Origin of the sequence: Micromonospora sp. NPDC052213 (assembly GCF_040679695.1) — a bacterium.
Classification (GTDB): Bacteria; Actinomycetota; Actinomycetes; order Mycobacteriales; family Micromonosporaceae; genus Micromonospora.
Genome location: NZ_JBFAVI010000048.1, coordinates 1 through 25,481 on the forward strand (window position 1 = coordinate 1; position 25,481 = coordinate 25,481).

The window sequence follows — 25,481 nt, forward strand, 5'->3', positions numbered from 1 at the left end:
GTACGGGGTGACGCCGCCGGGGGGGCGGACCTTGGCCGGGCCCGCGGTCGGCGGTGCCGTGCTGCCGTGGGGCCGGTCAGGCCTTCTTGGTCAGGCAGAGCAGGTAGCCCTTCTTGCCCGGCTCGATGCTGTAGTAGACGTAACCGTCCTGGTCTTCCTTGATGTACTGCTCGCACGCCTCGCCGGAGCGGGCCTGCGTCTCGGTCTGCCCGTCGACCCGGCCGACCACGTTGTACACGGCGTCGGTGGAGGTGCACTCGACGACCTTCGCGCCGTCGACCTTCTCCTCCTTGGTGCCGGTCACCTCGGGCAGCTCGGCGATGCAGTCGCCGACCTTGGCGTCGGCGGTCTCGTCCTTGTTGAGGAAGTTGCCGATGGCCGAGCCGACGCCGAACTTGAGCCCCGCGATGACCAGGAACGCGACGATCGCGCCGACGATGCCGAGCACCTTCTTGGAGCCGGACTTCTTCGTCTCCGGCTCCGCCGGGGGCGCCTGGAAGGCCGACGGGGGCTGCGCGGCGTCCGGCGCGGGGGGCGGTGCGACCTGCTCTGACACGGGTTGTCCTTCCGAGGGGTGGATGAGCAGACGACACCGTAGCGATCAGGTACGACGGTCGCCGCCCCGTCGACCTCATCCGTTCAGCTATTTCCCAGCTTTCCCGGACGCGATCCGGCTCACGTCCGGCTCGGCGCCGGGGTGGCGGCCGGGGCCTCCGTCGCGGTCGGGGCCTCCGTGGTCGCGCCGGCCGTCGGGCTGCCCGTCGGGACCGGGCCGGACGGGTCGGCCGACGCGGTGGGCGCCAACGGGGGCAGGCCGGGCGCGGGCGCGGTGGCCGCCGGCGGGCGCGGCGCGAACGGCGCCCGCTCGGGGCAGTACGGGTACGGGCGCAGCAGCGGGTTGCCGACCCCTCTCGGGTCCCACCCGTCCGGGCAGTCCGGGTAACCGAGGCGGATCGGGTCGCCGTTCTGGTCGAAGAGCCGGGCGTTCTCCACCAGCCGGCCCTCGCTGTCGTAGACGTAGACGTCCCGGACGTGGGAGTACCGGTCGTCGACCGAGATGTGCTCGTAGCCGAGGTCCCCCGAGCCGACGCGGCCGTTCACGTCGGTCAGGCCGATCAGCCCGAAGACCACCAGCACCGCCGTGCCGGCGTGCAGCAGCCGCCGCTTGGGCCGGGTCAGGCTCGGCGTGTGGTGGCCGAGCCAGATCGAGGCGAGCACGCTGCCGGCGAGCAGCACCAGGCCGGCCAGCACGCTGCCGTTCAGCTCGGGCAGCACGCCGAACGAGTCACCGGTGGTGGCCACCGTGACGAGCATGGCGGCCAGGTAGCCGCGCAGCACCCACCAGGCCGGCCGGAGCAGCCGGAGGAACTCGCTCGCCGAGGCGTACCCCAGGGGTGGCCCGAGTTGGACGTCCCAGCGTTGCGCCCGCGCGCGGAGCCGCTCCACGGCGGCGGCCAGGCGGCGGTCGCGGCGGCGGCCACCGGCGACGGCGCCGACCCCGGCGGCGGCGCGCAGCTCGGCCGCGTACGCCTCGGGCGCGCCGAGCCGCTCGACCAGGCTGCCGCCGGCCTCGACGGCGACCTCGGCGAGGTGTTCCGGCAGGTCCTCGGTCAACTCGTCACGGTGCGCCGGCGGCAGGTCGGCCAGTGCGGCCCGCACCCGTGCGACGTAGTCCGCGATCTCCTGCTCCGTGACGGTCATGCCGCCATCCCCCGATCGTCGAGCAGTGCGTCCATGGTGGTGGCGAACGAGCGCCAGAGCTTGCCGTAGCGGGTGAGCTGGTCCCGGCCGGCGGCGTTGAGGGAGTAGTACTTGCGGTGCGGGCCGGACTCGCTCGGCACGACGTAGGTGGTCAGCAGGCCGGCGGCGTAGAGCCGGCGCAGCGTGCCGTAGACCGAGGCGTCGCCGACCTCCTCCAGCCCGGCCTCGCGGAGCCGGCGCAGGATGTCGTAACCGTAGCCGTCCTCCTCGCGCAGGACGGCGAGAACCGCGAGGTCCAGCACGCCCTTCAGGAGCTGTGTGGTATCCACGCTTCGCACACTACTGCGCATTGCGAAGTAGTGTCAAAGGAACGCGCCGCGCGGCGGGTCAGGCCGCGCGGCGCGCCGCCTCGTCCGCGATCCGCAGCAGATCCCGGAGTACGTGCACCAGCGCGCGAGCCTGCGCCAGGTCGATCGGCCAGCGCTCCGGATCGTCGCCGGCCGACAACTCCAGCAGGACGCCGGCCGGAGACAGCCGCCCGACGTCCATCTGCCAGAGCGCGGCACGCACCTGGATCACCTCGTCGCCGCGCGGCGCGACCGGCCGCAGGCGGGACAGGTGCAGCGCGCTGGTCCCGCAGCCGCTCTCGGGCACGCACCACGTCGGGTGGAGGCGTCGGATCGTCACGTCATCGCCCCTCGTCGGGTTGTGAGGGCACTGTGGGCCCCGGGTCGCCCCCATCATCGTGACCACCCGACTACGTTCGGAAGTCACGCGGCGGGCACCGGCCGGCGGTGGCCCGCCCGGCCCGACATGTGAAGCCCGGTGAGCGAGGTGTGATGACCAGACCCCAACTGTCGACGCTGGATCTCCTGGCCGGCGAACTGCGGCGGCTGCGCACCGAGCGCGGGCTGAGCCAGGAGGAACTGGCCCGGCGGATCAACTACTCCGGCTCGCTCGTCGGGATGGTGGAGATCGGCCGGCGTACGCCCTCGCTCGACTTCGTCCGGCGCGCGGACGAGGCGCTGGACAGCGGCGGCCTGCTCGGACGGATCCTGCCGCTGGTCAGCGTGGAAACCGCGCCGGCCTGGTTCCGGCCCTGGGTGGCCGTCGAGCAGGAGGCGGCCACGCTGTGGTGGTTCGAGATCTCCGTCCTGCCCGGCCTCCTCCAGACCGAGGGCTACGCCCGCGCGGTCCTTTCCGACGGCGGCCTTGTGCCCGACTCCGAGGTCGAAGAGCGGGTGACGGCACGGCTTCAGCGACAGCAGATCCTGCACCGCGCCCAGCCACCGCAACTGGTGGCCGTGCTCGACGAGACGATTCTTCGTCGCCCGGTGGCGGACCGGTTCGGGGTGATGCGCGAGCAACTCGACCACCTGATCGAGCTGGGTGCCCACCCGCACATCCACCTGCACGTGATCCCGGCCGAGGTAGGCGTGCACGCTGGTGTGGCCGGGCCGTTCATCCTGGCGGGGTACGCCGACGGAGGTTGGGTGGCGCATCTCGACAGCCCGCTGCGCGCCCAGGTGCTGGACCGCGCCGAGGAGATTGCCAGCCTGCACCGCAGGTGGGAAAGTGTCCGCTCAGAGGCGCTGTCCCGGCGGCAGTCGCTGACCCTGATGCAGGAAGTGGCGAAGACATGGAGCTGACCGGCGCCCGGTGGCGCAAGTCCACCCGCAGCGGAAACGGCGGCGCCTCGTGCGTGGAGGTCGCCGACAACCTGCCCGGCGTGGTGCTGGTCCGCGACAGCAAGGACCGTTCGGGCCCCGTGCTCACCTTCGGCCCGACCGCCTGGTCCCACTTCGTCGCCGGCGTCGCAGGGCGTCACCCGCGCTAGTCGTACCGGATCCGCGCTCTACTGCCAGGTGGCGGTGTCGGGGTCGATGCCGTGGGCCCGTGCACTGGCGTCGACGCTCTGCCGGAACCACGTGGCAAGGCCGGCGCGGATGCCGTCGTAGTGGGCAGCAAATGCCGGATCGGCCTCGAACATGCGGCCGAGACAGACCTGCATCTGCCTGGTGAGAGGAAAGTACGACGTGAAAACCTCACGGTGCCGCTCGACGAGTTGATTCGCTTCGGGGCTGCCAGGGGCGACACCGGCGTCCACCGCGTCCCCGAGGGCACGGTCGAGGTCAGCGACGACGTCGGCGATGGCCTGCCATTCCTCCGGGCCGCGAGAGGCTGAGCGTTCGGCGTACTGCTGCCATTGCGTCGTGTCTCCGTAGCGCTGACGGGCTTGGGCGGGCCAGTCCGTGTTCCACTTGGGGCCGAAGATCGCGGCCTGCTGCTCGACGGTCAGCAGCAGGCCGCGCTCGTGGGCGTCGATCATCCGATCCAGGCCGGCGCTGAGCTGCTGGAGGCGGTCGATCCGCTGGGCAACCTGGGTGCGCTGCGCGCGCAGTGCGCCGGGCACGTCCACGGTCGCGTCGTCCAGGATGGCCCGAATCCCGTCCAGATCGAGGCCGATCTCCCGGTAGACGACGATGCGGTACAGGCGTTGCAGATCACCAGCGGTGTAGAGCCGGTATCCGGCAGTCGTGCGCAGCGACGGTCGCGCCAGACCGATGTCATCCCAGTGGTGCAGCGCGCGGACTGTCACGCCCAGACGCGTCGCGACCTGACCGACGGTCAGCCCATCGACGTCAGTGGCATCAGGCACGCTCCTCATTGTCGCCGCGACCGCCGCCCGGTGGGGTGATCCCCATGGCTTCAAGGTTCCGCGCCTCCTGACTGGCCGGATCAAAGGGCTTCGCCGCAGTGAAAACGATCCGCGCGTTCTCGGGGGTGACCACTTCCACATCGCGGGTGTTCCATGGGGTGTCCCGTGGGCCATCGACCGAGTCCGGGCTCAACGCACGACATGCCTCGACAAGGGAATCGATCTGGTTGAGCACGCACGCGAAACTGACGCTCATCGCTGGCGCCTCCGCCGGAACGCTCGCCGCCGAGACGAGGAGCACGTCCTGGAAGGCCCACCGGCGCAGGTGCACAAGCGTGCCGGGGATGCTGAACAGCTCGAAGAACCCGAGCCCACGAGTCCAGAAATCCACCGACGCCGCCAAATCGCTCGTGGGGATCGACGCGAACGCGGGCATTCCGTAGATGCCCCGGAACAGCTCCGGCGCAACCGCATCCGGGCCGGGATCGGGCACGGGACTGATTTCAAAAGCGTCGTAGTGATCACTCATGCACCCCACCCTGCGGCCTTACGCGGCGTGAGGGTCAAGCCGGATTTGTGAACCGGTCCGCCCTCGCCCACTTCGCGTCGGCGCCCCTCTGACCGTCCGGCACCACCCACCACACGGCTGACGCGGGCCGCCGTGGGTCATGGGCGGCCCACGGACGTCACTGCCCGGCGGGTTGCGCGAGGCTCCAGGCGATGCCGTCGAGGATGTCGTGCTCGGAGGCGACCACCGAGGCCATCCCGGCCCGCTCCATGATCACCCGGAGCACCAGGGCGCCGGCGCCGATCACGTCCGCCCGGCCCGGGTGCATCACCGGGATCGCGAGCCGCTGCTCCCGGGTCTTGCCGAGCAGGTCGGCCGTCACGTCGGCCACCGCCTCGTACGACACCCGGGCGTGGTGGATGCGGCCCGGGTCGTACTCCTGGAGGCCCTGGGCGATGGCGACCACGGTGGTGACCGACCCGGCGAGCCCGACCAGGGTGGCGGCCTGCCGGCCCGGCACGGCCGCCAGCGCCCGGTCGACCGCGACGGCGATGTCGGCCTGCGCGGCGGCGACCTCGGCCATGCCCGGCGGGTCGCCGTGCAGGTGCCGCTCGGTCATCCGCACGCAGCCGATGTCCATCGAGATGGCCGCCTCGACGCCGCCGGCGCGGGTGCCCACGACGAACTCGGTCGAGCCGCCGCCGATGTCGATGACCAGGAACGGTTCCTCGGTGCCGGCGGGCAGCCCGCGCACCGCACCGGTGAAGGAGAGCCGCGCCTCCTCGTCGCCCGTCACCACCTCGGGCGCGACCCCGAGGGTCCGCTCGACCATCTCGCGGAAGTCGGCGGCGTTGGAGGCGTCCCGGGACGCCGACGTGGCGCACATCCGGACCCGCTCCGCGCCGAGCTTCTCGATCTCGGCCGCGTAGGAGGCCAGCGCGACGCGGGTGCGCTCGATGGCCTCCGGGGCCAGCCGGCCCGTCTTGTCGACGCCCTGGCCGAGGCGGACGATCTCCATCCGCCGGCTCAGGTCGGCCAGCGGCGCGTCCGGGCCCGCCGAGGGATCGGGCAGGTCGGCGACCAGCAGTCGGATCGAGTTGGTCCCGCAGTCGATGGCGGCCACGCGCGTCGTCACGGCAGCAACCCTACGGCAGGATCCGGGGCTTGTTCGCCGCCCACCCGCACCGGGGCCGGGGCCAAGGGGCGGTCAGAGGCGCAGCAGCATCCGGGTGTTGCCGAGGGTGTTCGGCTTGACCCGTTCCAGGTCCAGGAACTCGGCGACGCCCTCGTCGTAGGAGCGCAGCAACTGCTCGTAGACGGGCTGCGGCACCGGCGCGCCGTCGATCTCGGTGAACCCGAACGAGCCGAAGAACCGGGTCTCGAAGGTGAGCACGAAGATCCGGGCCACGCCCAGCTCGCGGGCGGAGTCGATCAGCTCCGCGACGATCCGGTGGCCGAGTTTCCGGCCCCGGCAGGACGGGTCGACCGCCACCGTCCGGATCTCGGCCAGGTCCTCCCACATCACGTGCAGCGCGCCGCAGCCGACCACCGCGCCGTCGTCCGCCCGGACCGCGACCCGGAACTCCTGCACGTCCTCGTAGAGGGTCACGGTGGCCTTGCTGAGCAGCCGCCGGTCGTCGGTGTAGGTGTCGACCAGCCGCCGGATGCCGCGCACGTCGGCGGTGCGGGCCCGCCGCACCACGATCTCGTCGGCCCCCGCCACGCCCCCGCCCGTGCCCGCCATGGTCAGTCGGCCGCCGGCACGTCCACGCAGGGGCCGGCCGCCCACCACTTCTCCACCAGCTCCAGCGTCTCGTCGCCGAACGGGTTGACCCCCGGCCCGGCCCCCAGCGCGTGCCCGAGGTGCACGTGCAGGCACTTCACCCGGCCGGGCATGCCGCCGGCGGAGATGCCGGCGATCTCCGGGACCTCGCCGATCGCCTCCCGGCGGGCCAGGTAGTCCTCGTGCGCGGCGCGGTAGCGCGCGGCCAGCTCCGGGTCGGTGGCCAGCCGGTCGGCCATCTCCTTCATCAGCCCGGCCGACTCCAGCCGGCTGCACGCCGCCGTGGCGCGGGGGCAGGTCAGGTAGAACAGCGTCGGGAAGGGCGTGCCGTCGGCCAGGCGCGGCGTCGTCTCCACCACGTCGGGCAGGCCGCAGGGGCAGCGGTGGGCGACCGCCCGGGTGCCCCGGGGCGGGCGGCCGAGCTGCGCGGCCACCGCGGCCAGGTCGGCCTCCGTGGCCGGCTCGCGCTTCGGCGGGGGTACGGAGTCCGCCGCCGGCTCCTGCGGTGGTACGACAGTCACGGTGCCCATCTCTCGTTCGGTGCTCGGGTGCTGCTCACTTGTCGGGCTGTTCGCCGTTGGCGGCCCGCACACTGGACCAGAGGGTGTCATACCAGGGGTCGGGCGTGGCGGGCTTCGCCGGCTGGGCGGGCCCGCCGGCGTCCCGCGCGGCGCCCTCGGGGTCGGAGAGCACGACCAGCAGCGTCTCGTCGGGGCGGACCATGAAGAACCGCTCCCGGGCCTTCGTCTCGATGTACGCCCGGTCCTGCCACTTGGCCGCCTTCTCGGACAGTTCCTCGATCGTCTTCCGCTGGGCCGCCTGGGCGGCCTCCATCCGCTCGATGTCGGCCTGCTGGTCGAGGTAGACCCGCACCGGGTAGGTGTAGGCCAGGGCGAGCGCGATCAGCACCGCGAACAGCACGGTGGCCCGCCCGGTGAAACCCCGGGAGTGGGGTGCGGTGAGCCGCTTGACCGTGCCGCCGGCCGCCGTACGACGGGCCCCGGCGGGCCGGTTCGCGGAGCGTACGCCCTCGGCGCCCCGGGCCGTCCCCGGTGCGCGACCGGCGGTGGCACGCGGCTCGGCGCGGACGCCGCCGTCGCGGACCGAGGCCCGGGCGCCCCGGGCCCCGCCCGGCCGGCCGGAGTGACCCGGCCGACGGGCGGGACGCTGACCACCCGGTGTGCGGCGCTGCTGCATCGTCACACCCCTCCCCCGAGGCTTCGCGGTCTCAGGCCGAACGGTAGCGCGGGAACGCGCCCGCCCCGGCGTACCGCGCCGCGTCGGCCAGCTCCTCCTCGATCCGCAGGAGCTGGTTGTACTTCGCGACCCGGTCCGAGCGGGCCGGGGCACCGGTCTTGATCTGGCCGCAGCCGGTGGCCACCGCCAGGTCGGCGATGGTGGTGTCCTCGGTCTCGCCGGAGCGGTGGCTCATCATGCACTTGAAGCCGGCCCGGTGGGCGAGGTCCACCGCGTCCAGGGTCTCGGTCAGCGAACCGATCTGGTTGACCTTGACCAGGACCGCGTTGGCGGCGTTCTCGGCGATGCCGCGGGCGATCCGCTGCGGGTTGGTGACGAACAGGTCGTCGCCCACGATCTGGATGCGGTCGCCGACGGAGGCGGTGAGGGTCTGCCAGCCGGTCCAGTCGTCCTCGGACAGCGGGTCCTCGATCGACACGATCGGGTAGTCGCCGATGAGCTTGGTGTAGTAGTTGCTCATCTCCTCGGCGGTCTTCGCGGCGCCCTCGAAGGTGTAGGTGCCGTTGTCGAAGAACTCGGTGGCGGCCACGTCGAGCGCGAAGACGATGTCGGTGCCGAGCCGGTAGCCGGCCTTCTCGACCGCCTCGGCGATCAGGTCCAGCGCGGCGGAGTTGGTGGGCAGGTTCGGCGCGAAGCCGCCCTCGTCGCCGAGGCCGGTGGACAGGTCCTTCTTCTTCAGCACCGACTTCAGCGCGTGGTAGACCTCCGCGCCGGAGCGCAGCGCCTCGCGGAAGCTGGGCGCGCCGATCGGCGCGATCATGAACTCCTGGATGTCGACGTTGGAGTCCGCGTGCGCGCCGCCGTTGAGGATGTTCATCATCGGCACCGGCAGCAGGTGCGCGTTCGGGCCGCCCAGGTAGCGGAAGAGGCTCAGCTCCGCGCTGCCGGCCGCCGCCTTGGCCACGGCCAGGGAGACGCCGAGGATGGCGTTCGCGCCCAGCTCGGACTTGCTGTCGGTGCCGTCGATGTCGAGCATCTTCTGGTCGATCAGCCGCTGCTCGCTGGCCTCGTAGCCGATGAGCTCGTCGACGATCTTGTCCTCGATGTTCGAGACCGCCTTCTCGACACCCTTGCCCTGGTAGCGGTCGGCGTCACCGTCGCGCAGCTCGATCGCTTCGAAGGCGCCGGTGGAGGCGCCGGAGGGCACCGCCGCGCGGGCGATCGTGCCGTCGTCGAGCCCGACCTCGACCTCGACGGTCGGGTTGCCCCGCGAGTCCAGAATCTCCCGCGCGACGATTCCCTCGATGGTTGCCACTGAGTCGCTCCTCGTTTGTGTGGTTCCGGTCCGGTTCGGGCCGCGACGGTGCGGCTGAGGCAGGTGTTGAACGCAGCGTATCGGGCGGCCGTCGGACGCGGGCGGTCCGGGCGCACGGGGACCGGATCCGGAACCTGCCTTCCGGCGGCGCTTTACGCAGACATTCCCGAATTCTCGGTCCTCAACCGGCAACGGGTTTGCGCGCGGTTGACCCGATCGGCCACGCTGTTCGCCATGCCCGCCGCCTCGACCACTCTCCGCATGCTCGCCGTGTCGGTCATCGCGTCGCTCACGGTGACCGGCTGTCAGACCCTGGACGACGCCGGCCGGGCGATCGGGCGGGCCGACCTGGTCAACGACATGGCCGCCCGGCTGGACGGGGCGCTGGAGCTGACGTACTCGGCCGACTACCAGCTTCCCGGCGGGCAGACCGCCACCATCGTCCAGGCCCAGGAGCCGGCCCGCTCCGCCTACACCTGGCCGGGCGGCAAGCTCACCGTCACCCCGGAGGCGACCGCCCGCTGCGAGACCGCCGCCGGCCGGGCCACCTGCACCCTGGAGGCCCCGCCCGCGCCCAACGCGAAGCCCTCGGTGGCCCTGTTCACCGAGGCCAAGCAGCAGGGCCTGGTCACGCCGCCGATCGTGGTGGGACTGCTGACCGCCGCCGCGCTCGATCCGGACGCGGTGATCACGCAGAGCGACACCACCCTCGCCGGTCGCCACGCCACCTGCGTCGACGTGGAGCGGTCGAGCGGCGACTTCATCGCCTGCGTGACCACCGAGGGGGCGCTGGGCAGCTTCACCGGCCAGGTCGACGGCAAGCCGGTCGAGCTGGCCCTGCACCACTACCGCGAGACGGTCGACGCCACCGCGTTCGCCCTGCCGTCCGGCGCCGGCGTGGTGGACCGCCGGTCGACCACCTCGTGACCGGCCCGGCCGGCCCGGGCGCCGCCGCCCCGAACCCGGCCGGCACGGCCGCCACCCCGTCCGGTGCGGCCGGTGGGCACGCGGCGTCGGGTCGCGGACGACCGGGCGGGTTCGTCCCCGGGGCCGACCGCTCCGTCGCGCCCGCGCCGACCGACCTGGCCCTGCCGGTGGCCGGGCGCAAGCTGCTGACCGGCGCCGACGGCGCCGTCCTGCGGGTCGCCGACCTGCCGGCCGGCACCGCGTGGGTGCCGCTGGGCACCCTGGACGGCGTCCCCGCCTGGGCGGCCGAGCCGGCCGGGCCGGAGGAACTGCCCGGCCGCTGGCGCGGCTGGGCGTCACTCGCCGCCGAGGCGCCCGAGCCGCTCGCCACGCTGGCCGGCCGGGCGCTGACGGTGGTCGACTGGCGGCGTACGCACCGGTGGTGCGGGGCCTGCCGGGCCGAACTGGCCGACGTGCCCCGGGAGTCGGCCCGGCGCTGCCCCGACTGCGACCTGTACGTGCCGATGCGGTTCTCCGCCGCCGTGCTGGTGGCGGTCACCCGCCCCGGCCCGGTGGATCGCCCCGACGAACTGCTCCTGGTGCGGCACTCGTCCGGGCCGACCGGGCTGTGGGCGCTCGTGGCCGGATTCGTCGAGGCCGGCGAGACGCTGGAGGCGGCCGTTCATCGCGAGGTCGGCGAGGAGGTCGGGCTGGAGCTGGCCGAGCCGGCCTACTTCGGCAGCCAGCCGTGGGCGCTGTCCGGCCCCAGCGTGCTGCTCGCCGGCTTCACCGCCACCGCCGCCGACCCCACCGCCGAGCCGGTGGTGGACGGGCGGGAGCTGACCCAGGCGCGCTGGTTCCCGCTCGACCGGCTGCCGGCGGAGCTGCCGCCCGCGTACTCCATCTCGCGGTGGCTGATCGACGCGACGGCGACCGCCGCGCGGCGCTGAACCCGCGCGGCGGCCGGCCGCACTCACACGCCGAGCAGGGTGCGCAGGTGGCGCGGGGGCGGGCAGTCGTGGGCGAGCATCGCGTCGTGCCAGTCGCGCACCGACACGCCGGCCGGGCGGGCCGCGGCGATCTCGGCCACCTCGCTGTAGCCGACGAAGTACGTCGAGAGCTGCGTCGAGGTGAGCAGGGCGCGCCGCCACTTGCCGGCCGCCTCACCCTCCTCCTGGAAGCCCCGCCCCGTCATCAGCGCCATCGCCTCCGCCTCCGGCAGCTCCTCGCAGTGCACGAGCTGGTCCAGCAGCGCGTTGATGGTCATCCGAAGCTGCATCTTGAGCTGCTGCAACCGCACCGGCAGGCCGCCGAAGCCGAGGCCGGCCATCAGCTCCTCCGTGTAGACCGCCCAGCCCTCGATGAACGGCCCCGACTCGGTCAGTGCCCGGACCCGGGTGGGCCCGACGTGCCGGCGGGCGTGGGCGAGCTGGAGGAAGTGCCCCGGCATCGCCTCGTGCACGGTCAGGTTGCGGATCATGTGGTCGTTGTACTCCCGGTAGAACGACTCGACCCGGTGCGCGGGCCAGTCCGCCGGGGTGGGCGCGATGCAGTAGAAGGTCGGCACGTCCGCCGTCTCCAGCGGGCCCGGCGAGTCGCAGTAGGCGACCGCGACGCCCCGGGCGAACTCGGGCATCTCCTGGATCACGCAGGGGTCGTCGACCAGGGTGACCAGGTCGTGGGCGCGGACGAAGTCGGTCGCCTCGTCCAGCGTCACCGAGGCGAGCGCCACGATGGTGTGGTCGTCGGGGTGCTCGGCGGCCAGCATGTCCAGCGCGCGGCGCACGGTCTCGTCGTCGGCCGGGCCGCCGACCAGCTCGACGGCCGCCGCGCGGATCTCCTCGGTGACCCGGTCCAGGTTGGCCCAGGCCCGGCGCTGGATCTCGGCGGCGCCCAGCTCGGTGTCGAGGGTGTGCCAGAGCCGCGCCTCCCAGCGGCGGCGGCCCAGGCGCGGGTCGCGCCCGGGGCCGGCGTCGGCCGCCAGGCCCACGCGCAGCCACGCGACGAACTCCTCGAGCGCGGCGATCGCCGCGATGGCGGCCGGCTCGACCCGGTCGTGCAGCGCGGGCGCCTGCGCGAGCAGGGCCGGCACCTCGTCGCGGATCAGCGCCGCCGTGCCGGTGAACTGCCCGACCGCCGTCTCGGCGTGGATGCGCGGCATGTCGCGCAGCGTGGCGCGGGCGGTCGCCAGCGCGTCCGGCACCGCCGCGAGCCGGCCGGCCAGGCTGGTCAGCCGCTCCTCGACCGGGGCGTACGGGCGGGCGGCCAGCGCGTGCAGCAGCGGCCCCGGATTGTGGACCAGCGGGTCCCACTCGTGCGCGCGGATCTCGGTCCACTCGAACAGCGCCTGGTCCACGAACGAGGTGAGCAGGGCGTGTTCGACCCGCTCCTCGACGCCCAGCGCGTCCGGGTCGAGTTCGGAGAGCGCGTCGGCGGCCTCCCTCAGCATCGCCTGGTCGGCCGCGGCGGCGGTCGCGGACAGGTCCGGCAGCCGGTCGTCGTACCGGTGGTCCCCGGTGGAGGTCGCGAGCCCCGGCCGGCTCTCCAGCAACGCGTCGACGATCCGCTCGGCGAGCGGCACAAAGGATTCCACCCGCCGACCCTACCGGCGTTCGGCCGTCCTGACCGCGTCCGCGTAGGCGAGGGCGGCCCGGCGCAGGGCCGCCTCCGCGTCCAGGCCGGCCTCGCGGGCCGCTGCCACCGTGGCGAGCAGGCCCGCGCCGAGCCGCGCCTCCGGGTCCACCTGGGACTCCGCCAGCGGGGGCGGCACGGCGAGCCCGACCCGGCCGGCGCGGTCGAGGATCTTGGCGGCCAGGGCGAGCGCGGGCTGACTCAGCGCGATGCCGTCCAGCACCGAGTCACGCGCCTTCTCGGCCCGCTTGATCCGCTCCCAGTTCGCCTCGATCTCCTCCAGCGTGCCCGCCTCGCCCTCCGCGAAGACGTGCGGGTTGCGCCGGACCATCTTGTCGACCAGGCCCCCGGCCACGTCGTCGACGGTCCACCGCCGCCCCTCGGGCAGCTCCTCGGCGAGCCGGGCGTGCAGCACCACCTGGAGCAGCACGTCGCCCAGCTCCTCGCGCAGCGCGTCGGTGTCCTCGGCGCTGATCGCGTCGTACGCCTCGTAGCACTCCTCCAGCAGGAAGCCCGCGAGGCTGCGGTGGGTCTGCGCCCGCTTCCACGGGTCGCCGCCCGGCGAGGCCAGCCGGTCCATCACCGCCACCGCGTCGAGCAGCCGGGCACCCGGCGGGTCCCACGAGCCGTACATCAGCTCCAGCTCGGCCAGCCCCGGCTCGCGGGCCAGCCGCAGGCCCAGCTCACGGGCCAGCGACTCGTCGCCGGCCGGGCCGGCCAGCCACACCACGGTGCCGTGCGCCGCCGCCGCGTCCAGGAGCGCCTGCGTCGCCGGACCGTCGACGACGGTCACCTCGGCGCCCGCCGCGCGGACCGCCGTGGTCAGCTCGCTCTCCGCCCCCACCAGCACCGGATGCCGGCGTACGACGTCCCAGGCGGCGGCGGTCAGCAGCCCGGCCGGCAGCCGGGGCGAGGTGACGAGCAGGACGATCCGCGCCGGCATGCTCAGCTGACGGCCGGGCCGCTCGACGGGACCGGTCCCGGAGTCGAGACATCGGTGACCGGGCCGTCCTCGTCGATGTACGGGAGCGAGTAGGCGATCAGGGCCTGGCCGTTGCCGACCAGCGACGGCACGCCCAGCGGCCGGAACCGCGGGTTGACCGAGAGGTCGGCGCGCTCGGCCTCCTCCTGCAGGGCAGCGCTGACCGCGGCGCCGCTGCGGACGAAACCACCGTCACCGAAGAGCTGCCGGACCTGGGCGACCCCCAGGCCGGAGTCGATCTGGCCGGTCTTCTCCAAGGCCCGGTAGACGGCCATCACCGAGTCGTCGCTCAGCTCGCCCGGCGGGAGCTGCTCCCCGAGCGCCTGGGAGATGTCGATCCACTCGCCCCACAGCTTCGCGTACTCGGCGCCGGCCGGCATCCGCAGCGGCTGCTGGAGATCCTCGGGGCTGACCTGGTCGCGCACGCTGATGTTCTTCGCGGCCACGACCCGCTTGCCCAGGTCGATGCTGACCAGCAGGTTGACGACGTCCTGCCGGGTCACCGGCGAACGCAGCTGGTCCGGCGACGGGGTGGCGCCGGCCCGGCTGGCCTCCGCGCGGACCGCGTCGCCGAACATTCGCTGGGCGTCGTCGTAGATCTCGTCCACCCGGCTCATCGAGTAGGTGGTGTCACCGACGTACGCGGCGGCGTCCGGCGCGGACCTACCGCAGGCGGCGAGGGAGACGAGACCGAGGGCCGCGACGCTGGCGGCGGCGATCAGACGGCGAGCACGCATGTGCGCCACTCTCTCATGCCGAACCGGCGCCTGTGACGCCCCCCACCCTGCTCACGGCCCGACCCGGACCACCGTCCGTAATCACGATGTTGTCGCCCTCCACGTCAGCGGTGTCGGGGCGACGACATCGTGATCGACGAGCGGGTCAGCCGGCCGGCGTGGCCACGAGCGCCGGCTCGCCCAGCACGTCCGAGAGGAGCTGGGCGCACCACTCCAGGAGGGCCTGGTCGCGCAGCGGCTCGCCGCCGATCCGCCGGGTGCTCGGCCGGGGCACGCTGACCTGGTCGAGCGCCGACTTGTAGACCGAGTCCGGGTGGTAGCGCTTGAGCCGCAGCTGCTTCGAGTCGGGCAGCGGCAGCGGGCCGAACCGGATGTGCTTGCCCTGCATGGAGACGTCGGTGAGGCCGTAGCGGCGGGCCAGCAGCCGGAACCGCGCCACCGCGACCAGGTTCTGCACCGGGGCGGGCGGCTCGCCGTACCGGTCGGTCATCTCGGCGACCACCTCGCGCAGCCGCTCCTCGTCGCGCGCCTCGGCGAGCTTGCGGTACATCTCCAGGCGCAGCCGCTCCACGCCGACGTAGTCGTGCGGCAGGTGCGCGTCGACCGGCAGATCGACCTTGACCTCGGTCTCCTCCTCCGGGCGCTCCCCCTTGAACGCCTGCACCGCCTCGCCGACCATCCGCACGTACAGGTCGAAGCCGACGCCCTCGATGTGCCCGGACTGCTCGCCGCCGAGCAGGTTGCCGGCGCCCCGGATCTCCAGGTCCTTCATCGCCACGTACATGCCGGCGCCCAGCTCGGTGTGCTGGGCGATGGTGGCCAGCCGCTCGTGGGCGTGCTCGGTCAGCGGCTTCTCCGGCGGGTAGAGGAAGTACGCGTACGCCCGCTCCCGGCCCCGGCCGACCCGGCCGCGGATCTGGTGCAGCTGGGCCAGGCCGAGCAGGTCGGCGCGCTCCACGATCAGGGTGTTGGCGTTCGGGATGTCGATGCCGGACTCCACGATCGTGGTGCAGACCAGGACGTCGAACTCCTTCTCCCAGAAGCCGACCATCACCTTCTCGAGCGCCTCCTCGCCCATCTGGCCGTGCGCCACCGCCACCCGGGCCTCGGGCACCAGCTCGCGGAGCTTCCGGGCCGCCTTCTCGATCGACTCGACCCGGTTGTGCAGGTAGAAGACCTGCCCGTCGCGGAGCAGCTCGCGGTGGATGGAGGCGGCCACCTGCCGCTCGTCGTACGCCCCGACGAAGGTCAGCACCGGGTGCCGCTCCTCGGGCGGGGTGGCGATGGTGGACATCTCCCGGATGCCGGTGATCGCCATCTCCAGGGTGCGCGGGATCGGGGTGGCCGACATGCTCAGCACGTCGACCGAGGCACGCATCGTCTTCAGGTGCTCCTTGTGCTCGACGCCGAAGCGCTGCTCCTCGTCGACGATGACCAGGCCGAGCGACTTGAACCGGGTGGCCGCCTGGAGCAGCCGGTGGGTGCCGATGACGATGTCGGCGGTGCCCTCGGCGGCCATCGCCAGGGCCTGCTCGGCCTCCTTGGGCGTCTGGAAGCGGGAGAGCTGCCTGATCGTCACCGGGAACTGGCTCATCCGCTCGGCGAAGGTGTTGTAGTGCTGCTGCACGAGCAGGGTGGTGGGCACCAGCACCGCCACCTGCTTGCCGTCCTGCACCGCCTTGAACGCCGCCCGGACGGCGATCTCCGTCTTGCCGTAGCCGACGTCGCCGCAGATCAGCCGGTCCATCGGGACGGTCTGCTCCATGTCCCGCTTGACCTCTTCGATCGCCGCGAGCTGGTCCGGCGTCTCCTGCCACGGGAAGGCGTCCTCCAGCTCCCGCTGCCACGGCGTGTCGGGGCCGAAGTTGTGCCCCTTGGACGCCTTGCGGGCGGCGTAGAGCTGGATGAGCTGCGCGGCGATCTCCTTGACCGCCTTGCGGGCCCGGGCCTTGGACTTCTGCCAGTCCGAGCCGCCCATCTTGTGCAGGGTGGGCTGCTCGCCGCCCACGTAGCGGGAGAGCTGGTCGAGCTGGTCGGTGGGGACGAAGAGCCGGTCGCCGGGCTGGCCACGCTTGCTCGGGGCGTACTCGATGACCAGGTATTCCCGGGACGCGCCGTTGACGGTGCGCTGCACCAGCTCGACGTAGCGGCCGATGCCGTGCTGCTCGTGCACGACGTGGTCGCCGGCCTTCAGCTCCAGCGGGTCGATGGTGTTGCGCCGCCGGCTCGGCATCCTGCGCATGTCCCGCGTGGAGGTGCCCCGCCCGCCGGTGACGTCGTTGCCGGTGAGCAGCACGAACCGGGACGCCTCGTCGACGAAGCCGCTGGCCAGGTTGCCGCAGCTGACCAGCAGCTCGCCGGGGGCGGGGGCGGCCGGGATCTCCTCGGTCAGCCGCGCGCCGAGGCCGGCGTCGCGGAGCACCTCGACCGCCCGCTGGGCGGGGCCGTGCCCCTCGAAGACCAGCGCGATCGACCAGCCCTCGCCGGCCCAGCGCTTCAGGTCGTCGACGACCCGGGCGGTCTCGCCGTGGTAGAGCGGGGCCGGCTGCGCCGCCAGGGTCACCGCGATCGCGTCGTCGGGGGTGACGTCCACCTCGCCCGGCGCGTCCTCCCAGGGCTCCCGCGCCGGGGCGCCCTCCGCCTCGGCCAGGCCGAACGGCGAGAGCGTCCACCAGGGCCGGCGCAGCCGCGCGGCGGCGGCGCGGACGTCCGCCAGGGTCCGGAAGGCGGCGGCGCCGAGGTCGACCGGGGCCTGCCCGCCGACGGCGGCCGCCGCCCAGCTCGCCTGGAGGAACTCCTCGGAGGTACGCACCAGGTCGTGCGCCCGGGTGCGGATCCGCTCCGGGTCGCACAGCAGCACGTGGGTGCCGGCCGGCATGCAGTCCAGCAGCAGCTCCATCGAGTCGGCGCCGATCAGCGCCGGGGCGAGGGACTCCATCCCCTCGACGGGGATGCCCTCGGCCAGCTTGTCGAGGATCTCGGCCAGCTCCGGGTGCTCCTCGGCCAGCGCCGCGGCTCGCTTCCGCACCGACGGCGTGAGCAGCAACTCCCGGCAGGGCGGCGCCCACAGCTGCGGCACCTGCTCGATGGTCCGCTGGTCGGCGACGGCGAAGGTGCGGATCTCCTCCACCTCGTCGCCCCAGAACTCGACCCGGGACGGGTGCTCGTCGGTGGGCGGGAAGATGTCGAGGATGCCACCGCGTACGGCGAACTCGCCCCGCTTGGTGACCAGGTCGACCCGCGCGTACGCCATGTCGGTCAGCCGGCGGGCGACCTCCTCCAGGCCGGCCTCCTGGCCGGCGGCGAGCTGCACGGGTTCCAGGTCGCCGAGCCCCTTGAGCTGCGGCTGGAGCAGCGATCGGACGGGTGCCACGACCACCCGCAGCGGGCCGGTGCGGCCGTGCGCGTCGGCCGACCCCGGGTGCGCGAGCCGGCGCAGCACGGCCAGCCGTCGGCCGACCGTGTCGGAGCGGGGCGACAGGCGCTCGTGCGGCAGCGTCTCCCAGGACGGGAAGACCGCCACCTGATCGGGCGGGAGCAGGGCGCCCAACGCCGAGGCCAGGTCGTCGGCCTCCCGCGTGGTCGCGGTCACGGCGAGCACGGGGCGGCCGGCGCCGCCACCCGCCCCGTCGCCTCGGGCACCGCCGCCGGCCCCGTCGCCGACCGGGTCCGCCGCGACCGCGGCGACCGCGAACGGGCGCAGCGCGGGCGGCGCGGTGATGTCGAGGCCGTCGACCTGCGCGGCACCGGAGCGCGCCAGGTCACGTGCCCGGGCCAGCCCGGGGTCGGCCAGGGCGGCGGAGAACAGACCGGTGAGCATGTCAATCACTTCCCATGGGATCGCCGGCTCGGCACGCGGCAGCGCGCAGCACGACAGAAGCCCCGCGTCCGTCGGGACGGGGGGTGCACGCCCGCCAGCCTATCTCGCGGCGGGGACAATCTCGCCCAGAGCCGACGGGGCGCGTGGCGCAGAACCGGGATCCCGCCCGGGCGGGATCCGGACCGGACCGGGCGGGACCGGATCTTGACCGGGCGGCGCCGATCGGGAGCGGATCTTGACCGGGGCGGCGCCGGCGTGGTCGGCTTCGATCATGAGCAGTCAGTGGCGGGCGCAGTTCGACGCGGAGGTCACCTTCGCCAACGGCGGCGGGCTGCGGACCGACGGGTTCCGGCTCGACATCCCCGGCCGGGAGATCGGCGACGACGAGTTGGCGGCGCTGTTCGTCCGGCACCTCGGACTGCTGATGGCGGCCGAGGTGCGGATCAGCGGGAAGACGATCATCGAGGAGCCGCACAAGGGCGGCCGGGGTGTGGTCGGAGAGGCCAGCGGCGGTGGCCGGCGGTTGGTCGAGCTGAGTCACGTCATCACCGACAGGATGGTCACCCTGCCCGGCTGGCCGGCCCCGCGGATCAGCGAGTGGCTGACCCGCGAGGCGTCGCGGGCGAACTACGCCCCGGGCACCGAGTTCCAGGTGGGGCGGATCGACTTGATCGCCAACACCGGCACGTACCTGGACACTCCCGCGCACCGCTACGCCGAGGGCGCCGACCTCGCCGGCACTCCGCTGGACCGCCTCGCCGACCTGCCCGGGATCGTGGTCCGGGTGCCGGCCGGCATCCGCGCGATCGACCGGCTGATGCTGGCCCCGTACGACGTCGCCGGGCGGGCGGTGCTGCTGCACACCGGCTGGGACGCGCACTTCGGCACCGACCGGTACAGCGCGCCGGAGGCGCCCCACCTCACCGGGGACGGTGCCCGGGCCCTGGTCGAGGCGGGTGCCGCCCTGGTCGGCATCGACTCGATCAACATCGACGACATGAGCCCGGCCGCCGCCGGCGAGCGCCCGGCGCACAGCACGCTGCTGGCCGCCGGCGTCCCGATCGTGGAGCACCTGACCGGCCTCGACGCCCTGCCCCCGGAGGGCTTCCGGTTCACCGCCGCTCCGCCGATGGTCGCCGGGATGGGCACCTTCCCGGTCCGCGCCTTCGCGGTCGTCCCGGCCTGACCTCGTCCCGGCCCGCGAGCGGGCGGCCTCGCTTCGGTGGAACGTCATGGGTGCCAAGACCGTTCGTTGACACCCGTGACGTTCCGCCGAGCGAGCGCCGACAGCGGCGGGTGGTCAGTAGCGCACCGAGATCCGCCGCTCGACCGCGTCCACCCGGATCTCGCCGCCGTACGGGACGATCAACTGCGGGTCGGTGTGGCCGAGGTCGACGTCGAACACCACCACCGCGTCCGGGTCGTAGGCGGCGAGCGCCCGGGTGACCGCGTCCCGCTGGGCGTCGGCCCACTCCCGCCGCTGGGGCACGGAGTGCGGCCGCTCGAAGTCCCACGCCTTCGCCCGGCCGACGAGCACCGCCGGGAACGCGGCGAGCAGCCCCCGCTCCCCCATGTTGCGCAGGATCCGGAACACCTCGGTGGCCGGGGGCATCTCCTCCGACGTCTCGACGATCAGCACCGACCCGGCCAGCGCCCCGGCCGACGGGACCCGGTCGGCGGCGAGCAGCCAGTGCAGGATCTCCAGGTTGCCGCCCCAGGTGCGCCCCTCGACGACCGTCGACGGCCCCTGCCAGCGCCAGCCCTCCCCCGGCAGCATCTCCGGCTCGTGGGCCAGCGACGCCGGGTCCCGCCAGTCGTTCGGCCGGTCGCCCCACTCCGGCGCGGGCGTCAGGTCGTACCAGCCGGAGGTGAAGAGGGCGGCGCGCAGCGAGTCGAACGTCAGCGGGTGCGGCCTGCCGGGGCGGCCGAGGTGCACCAGCACCGACCCGCCGTGGTACGCCACGATCCCCAGTCGGTGCAGGTGGTTGAGCACGTTCGTGTTGTCGGAGTACCCGAAGTACGGCTTCGGGTTGGCCCGCAGCACCGCGTCGTCCAGGTGCGGGGTGACCGTGATCAGGTCGTCCCCGCCGACCGTGGCGAGCACGGCGGTGACCGTCGGGTCGGCGAAGGCGGCGGTCAGGTCCCGCGCCCGGTCGCGCGGGTCGGCGCCCATCACCCGGGTCGTCGGGTACTCCACCGGCTCCAGGCCGAACTCCTCGCGCAGCCGGCGCAGCCCCAGCTCGTACACGTCGGGGAAGATCGCGGGCAGGCCGGCGGAGGGCGAGACGATCGCGACCCGGTCGCCGGGGCGGGGTTTCGGGGGATAGTTCGGCGACGTCATGATCGGACGCTATCGGGTCAGTCGAACGGTTTCCGCCGGGATAACCACGACGAAAGCCCCGAAAGCCGCCCTAGGCTGGCGGCGTGGACGAGGAGGCGCGCAACCGGCTGCGGACCCTGGGGCTGCTGCTCGGCACCCTCGCGCTCGCCACCGCGTTCATCGCCGCCTACGTCGGCGCGCTGCACCAGCCGACCCCGCGCGACGTGCCCGTCGGGGTGGTGCGCGGCGACCAGAAGGCGCAGGCCCTCCTGGACGCCGTACGCAACCAGACCGACAAGATCAAACCCGTCGGGTACGACGACGCGGGCGCCGCCGACGACGGCCTGACCACCCGCGAGGTGTACGGCGTGCTCGCCGCCACGGCCGAGGGCGGGCTGGCCCTGACCACCGCCAGCGCCGCCTCGCCCGCCGCGGCCGACGTCGTCGCGCAGGTGCTCTCCACCGCCGCGCGGCAGGCCGAACTCCCGCTGCGGGTGACCGACGAGGTGCCGGTGGCCGGGACCGACCCCCGCGGGCTGGTCCCGTTCTACCTGGCCGTCGGATACGTCCTCGGCGGCTACCTCGCCTCCACCGTCCTCGGCCTCGGCAACGGCACCGCGCCGCGCGGACCACGCCGCGCCGGGCTGCGGATCGCCGCGCTGGCGGCGTACAGCCTGGTGCTCGGGGCCCTCGGCGCGGTCGTGGTCGGCCCGGTCCTCGGCGTCTGGGACCACGACCTGGTGGGCGTCGCCGCCACCGGGACGCTGGCGGTGTTCGCGGCGGCGATGGTCGCCTCCGCCGTGCAGGGCTGGCTGGGGCTGCTCGGCACCGGGCTGGTGATCCTGCTGCTGGTGGTGCTCGGCAACCCGGGCTCCGGCGGCATCTACGCCCCCGAGTTCCTCCCCACCTGGCTGCGCGGAATGCACCGGTGGAACGTGCCGGGGCTGGCCACCGACCTGCTGAAGTCCGTCGTCTACTTCGACCGCCGGTCGACCGGCTGGGCCGTGACCGGGCTGGCCCTGTGGTGCGTCCTCGGCGCGGCCGGGCTGCTCACCGCCAGCCTGTTCCGGGGCCGGCGGGCGGCGCCCCGCCACGCCGGGCGCCCCGCGTCTCCAACGGACTGAGGAATGGGACGAAACCGGGACCCCCTCCTGACGGCGGAGTCGTCGTGGATACGATCCAGGGGATCGGACAGCGCTGTCCTTCGTACTCACGTAAGGAGCGCCCCGTGAGCGACCAGCACGACCACGACGGCCCCGACGCCGCGTTGCGAGCCGACATCCGCCGCCTCGGCACCCTGCTCGGGCAGACCCTCGCCCGCCAGGAGGGTCGGCCGCTGCTCGACCTGGTCGAGGAGATCCGCGCGCTGGTCCGCTCCGACGCCCCGAGCGCCGCCCGGCGTCTCGCCGGCCTCGACGTCACCACCGGCACCAAGCTGGCCCGCGCCTTCTCCACCTACTTCCACCTGGCCAACATCACCGAGCAGGTGCACCGGGCCCGCGATCTGCGCCGCCGCCGGGCCATCCAGGGCGGCTGGCTGGACCAGGCGGCCAAGATGATCGCCGAGCGCGGGGTGCCGGCCGAGGAGATCGCCGCGGCGGCCCGGCGGCTGGCGGTACGCCCGGTCTTCACCGCCCACCCGACCGAGGCGGCCCGCCGGTCGATCCTGTCCAAGCTGCGCGCGATCGCCGACGAGCTGGACACCGAGACCGCCAACGCGATCCTCTACGGCGCCAGCGACGAGGGCCCGGCCAACCGCCGCCTCGCCGAGCTGCTCGACCTGATGTGGCAGACCGACGAGCTGCGGCTGGACCGGCCCGACCCGACCGACGAGGCCCGCAACGCCATCTACTACCTGCGCGACCTCTACGCCGAGGCGGCGCCGCAGGTGCTCGACGACCTCGCCGACACGCTGCGCACCCTCGGCGTGGAGACCTCCCCGACCGCCCGGCCGCTGACCTTCGGCACCTGGATCGGCGGCGACCGCGACGGCAACCCGTTCGTCACCCCGACCGTGACCCGCGAGGTGCTGACCATCCAGCACGAGCACGGCATCGAGGCCACCGAGAAGGCGATGGACCACCTGATCAACGAGGTGTCGGTGTCCCGGCGGTTGCGCGGGGTGTCGCTGGACCTCTCCGCCAGCCTCGCCGCCGATTTGGACGCGCTGCCCGAGGTGGCGCCCCGGTTCCGCCGGGTCAACGCCGAGGAGCCCTACCGGCTCAAGGCCCGCTGCGTGAAGGCGAAGCTGGCCAACACCCGGCAGCGGCTGCGGCAGGGCACCGCGCACGTGCCCGGCCGGGACTACCGCGGCTCGGCCGAGCTGATCGCCGACCTGGAGCTGCTGCGCGCCTCGCTGGCCCGCAACTCCGGCCAGCTCACCGCCGTGGGCCGGCTCGCCTCCACCATCCGTACGGTCTCCGCGTTCGGGCTGCACCTGGCGACCATGGACGTGCGGGAGCACGCCGAGGCCCACCACGCGGTGCTGGCCCAGCTCTACGCGGCCGTCGGCGAGGTCTCCGACTACCCGTCGCTGAGCCGCCTCGAGCGGACGAAGCTGCTCGCCGACGAGCTGGCCGGCCGCCGCCCCCTGTCCACGCTGGACACGCCCCTGACCGAGGCGACGCGCAAGACGTTCGACGTCTTCGGCACCATCCGCGAGGCGCAGGACCGGTTCGGCGCGGAGGTCATCGAGTCGTACATCATCTCGATGACCCTCGGGGTGGACGACGTGCTCGCCGCGGTGGTGCTGGCCCGCGAGGCCGGCCTGGTCGACGTGCACAGCGGCCGGTCCCGGATCGGGTTCGTGCCGCTGCTGGAGACGCCGAGCGAGCTGAACTCGGGCGGCGAGCTGCTCGACGAGCTGCTGTCCCTGCCGGCCTACCGGGCGCTGGTCGCCGCGCGGGGCGACGTGCAGGAGGTGATGCTGGGCTACTCCGACTCCAACAAGGAGGCCGGCATCACCACCAGCCAGTGGTCCATCCACCGGGCCCAGCGCGCGCTGCGCGACGTGGCCGCCCGGCACGGCGTGCACCTGCGCCTCTTCCACGGCCGCGGCGGCACGGTCGGGCGCGGCGGCGGGCCGACCCACGAGGCGATCTTGGCCCAGCCGTACGGCACGCTGGACGGCGCGATCAAGGTGACCGAGCAGGGCGAGGTCATCTCCGACAAGTACTCGCTCCCGTCGCTGGCCCGGGAGAACCTGGAGCTGACCCTGGCCGCGGTGCTCCAGGCCACGCTGCTGCACACCGCGCCCCGGCAGCCCGCCGAGATGTTGGAACGCTGGGACGCGACGATGGAGCTGGTCTCCGACTCGGCCTTCCGGTCGTACCGGTCGCTGGTCGAGGACCCGGACCTGCCCGCGTACTTCTGGGCGTCCACGCCGACCGAGCTGCTCGGGGCGCTGAACATCGGTTCCCGTCCGGCGAAGCGACCCAACACCGGTGCCGGGCTCGGCGGCCTGCGCGCCATCCCGTGGGTGTTCGGCTGGACCCAGACCCGGCAGATCGTGCCCGGCTGGTTCGGGGTCGGCTCCGGGCTGGCCGCGGCGCGGGCGGCGGGGCTGGAGGACGTGCTGGCCGAGATGCACCGCAACTGGCACTTCTTCCGCACGTTCCTGTCCAACGTGGAGATGATGCTCACCAAGACCGACCTGAGCATCGCCCGCCGGTACGTCGAGACGCTGGTGCCGAAGAAGCTGCACCCGATCTTCCACAAGATCGAGCAGGAGTACGAGCTGACCAAGCAGGAGGTGCTGGCGGTGACCTCCTCGCCCGCCCTGCTGGAGAGCTCCCCGGTGCTCCAGCGCACCCTGGCCGTCCGCGACACCTACCTGGAGCCGCTGCACCACCTCCAGGTCGCCCTGCTGCGCCAGTACCGGGAGTCCGGGGCGGCGGGCCGGGCGGTGGCGACCGCGCCGGGCGGCCGACGGGCCCCGAGCGACGGCACGGCGCTGGAGCGTGCCCTGCTCACCACGGTCAACGGCATCGCCGCCGGCATGCGCAACACCGGCTGAGGTGTCAGGAAGGGCCCCTTGTCACCGGATTCCGGATGACAGGGGCCCTTCCTGACACGACGACCGGCGGGCGCTCAGAAGTCGCCGCCACCGAAGTCGCCACCGCCGAAATCGCCACCACCGAAGTCGCCACCGCCGAAATCGCCACCACCGAAATCGCCGCCACCGAAGTCGCCACCGCCGAAATCGCCGGCCTGGTCGCCGCCGAAATCGCCGCCCTGGTCGGGGCCGCCACCGAAGCCCTCCTCGTAGCCGGCCGCGTAGCCGTAGCCGGGGTCGGCGAAGGCCGGCGAGAAGAGCGCGTCGGCGATCAACAGGCCGCCGACCACGCCCGCCCCCGCGCCCAGCGCGGTCTTCCACCACGGCGTGGAGTACCAGCCCGCCGGCACCGGCCGGCCCTGGTACCGCCCGCCCGGGTAGTAGTAGGGCGTGTCCCGGCCCGGCCGCGGGCCCGCCTTGAACGTCTGCCCCCGCACGTCGACCTGCCGCTCCCGGGTCAGCTCGCCGGCGCCCTGCGCGGCGGCCAGCGGGGGCAGCTCGGGGCCGGGATCGATGCCGAGCGCCACCCGGGCGGCCCGGGCGTACGTCAGCCCCTCCAGCGCGGTCTCCCGGGCCAGGCGGTACTGCTGGACGGTCCGGGCCTGTTCGAGCTGGCCGCCGGCCGCGTTGTAGCGCTCGCCCGCGTCGACCAGCGCCTGGCGGACCGCCGGGTGGTCGCCGTGCAGGTTCATCACCTGTCCGCCCAGGCGCTCGTACCAACGCTGGGCGTCGGCCCGCACGTCGGCCAGGCTCCGCGCCTCCCGGGCGGCGCGCTCCCGCCGCCACCAGACGAACGCGCCCACCAGCAGCGCCACCAGGATCACCACCAGCAGAATTTCCATGGCACGAACGTACCCGGGACGGTCAT

General features: G+C 73.6%; 24 protein-coding genes. 7 read left to right on the top strand and 17 right to left on the bottom strand.

Going from position 1 to position 25,481, the window contains the following annotated elements; genetic code table 11:
• Positions 1 to 76: 76 nt before the first annotated feature.
• From AB0L34_RS14750 to AB0L34_RS14765, 4 genes are all read right to left on the bottom strand, one after another.
• The gene (locus AB0L34_RS14750; protein WP_363705032.1) at positions 77 to 556 is read right to left on the bottom strand and encodes a hypothetical protein; all 480 of its coding nucleotides are present in this window, start codon (positions 554 to 556) and stop codon (positions 77 to 79) included.
• Positions 557 to 675: 119 nt separating this feature from the next.
• The gene (locus AB0L34_RS14755; RefSeq protein ID WP_363705034.1) at positions 676 to 1,701 is read right to left on the bottom strand and encodes a hypothetical protein; all 1,026 of its coding nucleotides are present in this window, start codon (positions 1,699 to 1,701) and stop codon (positions 676 to 678) included.
• Positions 1,698 to 2,030 carry a PadR family transcriptional regulator gene (locus AB0L34_RS14760; protein ID WP_350686966.1) on the bottom strand — a complete coding sequence of 111 codons (333 nt, stop codon included), beginning with the start codon at positions 2,028 to 2,030 and terminating at the stop codon, positions 1,698 to 1,700. The genes AB0L34_RS14755 and AB0L34_RS14760 overlap by 4 nt, the downstream gene beginning before the upstream one ends.
• A gap of 58 nt (positions 2,031 to 2,088) precedes the next feature.
• Positions 2,089 to 2,388: a hypothetical protein gene (locus AB0L34_RS14765; RefSeq protein ID WP_363705036.1), complete on the bottom strand. Its 300-nt coding sequence runs from the start codon at positions 2,386 to 2,388 to the stop codon at positions 2,089 to 2,091.
• Positions 2,389 to 2,540: 152 nt separating this feature from the next.
• Between AB0L34_RS14765 and AB0L34_RS14770 the strand changes: the two genes are divergently transcribed.
• Together AB0L34_RS14770 and AB0L34_RS14775 are read left to right on the top strand one after the other, a co-directional pair.
• Positions 2,541 to 3,350 (top strand): helix-turn-helix transcriptional regulator, encoded by an 810-nt coding sequence (locus tag AB0L34_RS14770; RefSeq protein WP_357458231.1) that lies wholly within the window; start codon positions 2,541 to 2,543, stop codon positions 3,348 to 3,350.
• The gene (locus tag AB0L34_RS14775) at positions 3,341 to 3,538 is read left to right on the top strand and encodes a DUF397 domain-containing protein (protein ID WP_350703357.1); all 198 of its coding nucleotides are present in this window, start codon (positions 3,341 to 3,343) and stop codon (positions 3,536 to 3,538) included. Before AB0L34_RS14770 ends, AB0L34_RS14775 begins: the two co-directional genes overlap by 10 nt.
• An 18-nt stretch (positions 3,539 to 3,556) precedes the next feature.
• Here the strand turns inward: AB0L34_RS14775 and AB0L34_RS14780 are convergent, their stop codons facing one another.
• From AB0L34_RS14780 to eno, 7 genes are all read right to left on the bottom strand, one after another.
• The gene (locus tag AB0L34_RS14780; protein ID WP_363705038.1) at positions 3,557 to 4,360 is read right to left on the bottom strand and encodes a MerR family transcriptional regulator; all 804 of its coding nucleotides are present in this window, start codon (positions 4,358 to 4,360) and stop codon (positions 3,557 to 3,559) included.
• Positions 4,353 to 4,889 carry a VOC family protein gene (locus tag AB0L34_RS14785; RefSeq protein WP_363705040.1) on the bottom strand — a complete coding sequence of 179 codons (537 nt, stop codon included), beginning with the start codon at positions 4,887 to 4,889 and terminating at the stop codon, positions 4,353 to 4,355. The genes AB0L34_RS14780 and AB0L34_RS14785 overlap by 8 nt, the downstream gene beginning before the upstream one ends.
• A gap of 157 nt (positions 4,890 to 5,046) precedes the next feature.
• Entirely contained in the window at positions 5,047 to 5,991 is a 945-nt protein-coding gene (locus AB0L34_RS14790; RefSeq protein WP_363705079.1) for a Ppx/GppA phosphatase family protein, read from the bottom strand.
• 84 nt (positions 5,992 to 6,075) lie between these two features.
• The gene (locus tag AB0L34_RS14795) at positions 6,076 to 6,612 is read right to left on the bottom strand and encodes an amino-acid N-acetyltransferase (protein WP_363705081.1); all 537 of its coding nucleotides are present in this window, start codon (positions 6,610 to 6,612) and stop codon (positions 6,076 to 6,078) included.
• A 2-nt stretch (positions 6,613 to 6,614) separates the two neighbouring features.
• Positions 6,615 to 7,172: a DUF501 domain-containing protein gene (locus AB0L34_RS14800; RefSeq protein WP_363705042.1), complete on the bottom strand. Its 558-nt coding sequence runs from the start codon at positions 7,170 to 7,172 to the stop codon at positions 6,615 to 6,617.
• Positions 7,173 to 7,206: 34 nt separating this feature from the next.
• Entirely contained in the window at positions 7,207 to 7,848 is a 642-nt protein-coding gene (locus AB0L34_RS14805) for a septum formation initiator family protein (RefSeq protein ID WP_363705082.1), read from the bottom strand.
• Positions 7,849 to 7,879: 31 nt separating this feature from the next.
• Positions 7,880 to 9,163 (bottom strand): phosphopyruvate hydratase, encoded by a 1,284-nt coding sequence (eno, locus tag AB0L34_RS14810; protein WP_350703373.1) that lies wholly within the window; start codon positions 9,161 to 9,163, stop codon positions 7,880 to 7,882.
• Between the two features lie 234 nt (positions 9,164 to 9,397).
• Between eno and AB0L34_RS14815 the strand changes: the two genes are divergently transcribed.
• Both AB0L34_RS14815 and nudC read left to right on the top strand, forming a co-directional pair.
• Positions 9,398 to 10,090: a hypothetical protein gene (locus tag AB0L34_RS14815; protein WP_350703375.1), complete on the top strand. Its 693-nt coding sequence runs from the start codon at positions 9,398 to 9,400 to the stop codon at positions 10,088 to 10,090.
• Positions 10,087 to 11,019, top strand: coding sequence for an NAD(+) diphosphatase (gene nudC / locus AB0L34_RS14820; protein WP_363705044.1), 933 nt, complete (start codon positions 10,087 to 10,089; stop codon positions 11,017 to 11,019). The genes AB0L34_RS14815 and nudC overlap by 4 nt, the downstream gene beginning before the upstream one ends.
• Positions 11,020 to 11,042: 23 nt before the next feature.
• Here the strand turns inward: nudC and AB0L34_RS14825 are convergent, their stop codons facing one another.
• The 4 genes from AB0L34_RS14825 to mfd all read right to left on the bottom strand — a co-directional run bounded on the left by AB0L34_RS14825 (position 11,043) and on the right by mfd (position 18,239).
• On the bottom strand, positions 11,043 to 12,662 hold the full coding sequence (locus AB0L34_RS14825) for a DUF885 domain-containing protein (RefSeq protein WP_363705046.1): 1,620 nt from the start codon (positions 12,660 to 12,662) through the stop codon (positions 11,043 to 11,045).
• 9 nt (positions 12,663 to 12,671) lie between these two features.
• Positions 12,672 to 13,643: a nucleoside triphosphate pyrophosphohydrolase gene (locus AB0L34_RS14830; protein ID WP_357458258.1), complete on the bottom strand. Its 972-nt coding sequence runs from the start codon at positions 13,641 to 13,643 to the stop codon at positions 12,672 to 12,674.
• Positions 13,644 to 13,645: 2 nt separating this feature from the next.
• Positions 13,646 to 14,419, bottom strand: a complete 774-nt coding sequence (locus AB0L34_RS14835; RefSeq protein ID WP_363705048.1) for a hypothetical protein — start codon at positions 14,417 to 14,419, stop codon at positions 13,646 to 13,648.
• Positions 14,420 to 14,564: 145 nt separating this feature from the next.
• Positions 14,565 to 18,239 (bottom strand): transcription-repair coupling factor, encoded by a 3,675-nt coding sequence (gene mfd / locus AB0L34_RS14840; protein WP_363705050.1) that lies wholly within the window; start codon positions 18,237 to 18,239, stop codon positions 14,565 to 14,567.
• 271 nt (positions 18,240 to 18,510) lie between these two features.
• On the opposite strand from mfd, the gene AB0L34_RS14845 reads away from it, so the two are divergent.
• Positions 18,511 to 19,425, top strand: coding sequence for a cyclase family protein (locus AB0L34_RS14845; protein ID WP_363705052.1), 915 nt, complete (start codon positions 18,511 to 18,513; stop codon positions 19,423 to 19,425).
• A gap of 114 nt (positions 19,426 to 19,539) precedes the next feature.
• Here AB0L34_RS14845 and AB0L34_RS14850 read toward each other — a convergent pair whose 3' ends face one another.
• Complete coding sequence (locus AB0L34_RS14850; protein ID WP_363705054.1) at positions 19,540 to 20,580, bottom strand: S66 peptidase family protein; 1,041 nt, start codon at positions 20,578 to 20,580, stop codon at positions 19,540 to 19,542.
• An 83-nt stretch (positions 20,581 to 20,663) separates the two neighbouring features.
• Between AB0L34_RS14850 and AB0L34_RS14855 the strand changes: the two genes are divergently transcribed.
• Together AB0L34_RS14855 and ppc are read left to right on the top strand one after the other, a co-directional pair.
• Positions 20,664 to 21,683: a hypothetical protein gene (locus AB0L34_RS14855; protein ID WP_363705056.1), complete on the top strand. Its 1,020-nt coding sequence runs from the start codon at positions 20,664 to 20,666 to the stop codon at positions 21,681 to 21,683.
• Between the two features lie 104 nt (positions 21,684 to 21,787).
• Complete coding sequence (ppc, locus tag AB0L34_RS14860) at positions 21,788 to 24,574, top strand: phosphoenolpyruvate carboxylase (RefSeq protein WP_357458274.1); 2,787 nt, start codon at positions 21,788 to 21,790, stop codon at positions 24,572 to 24,574.
• Between the two features lie 74 nt (positions 24,575 to 24,648).
• Here the strand turns inward: ppc and AB0L34_RS14865 are convergent, their stop codons facing one another.
• Positions 24,649 to 25,455, bottom strand: coding sequence for a hypothetical protein (locus AB0L34_RS14865; protein WP_363705058.1), 807 nt, complete (start codon positions 25,453 to 25,455; stop codon positions 24,649 to 24,651).
• Positions 25,456 to 25,481 lie beyond the last annotated feature (26 nt).

What these genes read in the sequence shown, in the direction of transcription:
- AB0L34_RS14755 (WP_363705034.1), bottom strand. Translation starts at nt 1,701, where the DNA reads ATGACCGTCACGGAGCAGGAGATCGCGGACTACGTCGCACGGGTGCGG.
- AB0L34_RS14770 (WP_357458231.1), top strand. Translation starts at nt 2,541, where the DNA reads ATGACCAGACCCCAACTGTCGACGCTGGATCTCCTGGCCGGCGAACTG.
- AB0L34_RS14775 (WP_350703357.1), top strand. Translation starts at nt 3,341, where the DNA reads ATGGAGCTGACCGGCGCCCGGTGGCGCAAGTCCACCCGCAGCGGAAAC.
- AB0L34_RS14785 (WP_363705040.1), bottom strand. Translation starts at nt 4,889, where the DNA reads ATGAGTGATCACTACGACGCTTTTGAAATCAGTCCCGTGCCCGATCCC.
- AB0L34_RS14795 (WP_363705081.1), bottom strand. Translation starts at nt 6,612, where the DNA reads ATGGCGGGCACGGGCGGGGGCGTGGCGGGGGCCGACGAGATCGTGGTG.
- AB0L34_RS14805 (WP_363705082.1), bottom strand. Translation starts at nt 7,848, where the DNA reads ATGCAGCAGCGCCGCACACCGGGTGGTCAGCGTCCCGCCCGTCGGCCG.
- AB0L34_RS14815 (WP_350703375.1), top strand. Translation starts at nt 9,398, where the DNA reads ATGCCCGCCGCCTCGACCACTCTCCGCATGCTCGCCGTGTCGGTCATC.
- AB0L34_RS14830 (WP_357458258.1), bottom strand. Translation starts at nt 13,643, where the DNA reads ATGCCGGCGCGGATCGTCCTGCTCGTCACCTCGCCCCGGCTGCCGGCC.
- AB0L34_RS14835 (WP_363705048.1), bottom strand. Translation starts at nt 14,419, where the DNA reads ATGCGTGCTCGCCGTCTGATCGCCGCCGCCAGCGTCGCGGCCCTCGGT.
- mfd (WP_363705050.1), bottom strand. Translation starts at nt 18,239, where the DNA reads ATGCTCACCGGTCTGTTCTCCGCCGCCCTGGCCGACCCCGGGCTGGCC.
- AB0L34_RS14845 (WP_363705052.1), top strand. Translation starts at nt 18,511, where the DNA reads ATGAGCAGTCAGTGGCGGGCGCAGTTCGACGCGGAGGTCACCTTCGCC.
- AB0L34_RS14850 (WP_363705054.1), bottom strand. Translation starts at nt 20,580, where the DNA reads ATGACGTCGCCGAACTATCCCCCGAAACCCCGCCCCGGCGACCGGGTC.
- AB0L34_RS14865 (WP_363705058.1), bottom strand. Translation starts at nt 25,455, where the DNA reads ATGGAAATTCTGCTGGTGGTGATCCTGGTGGCGCTGCTGGTGGGCGCG.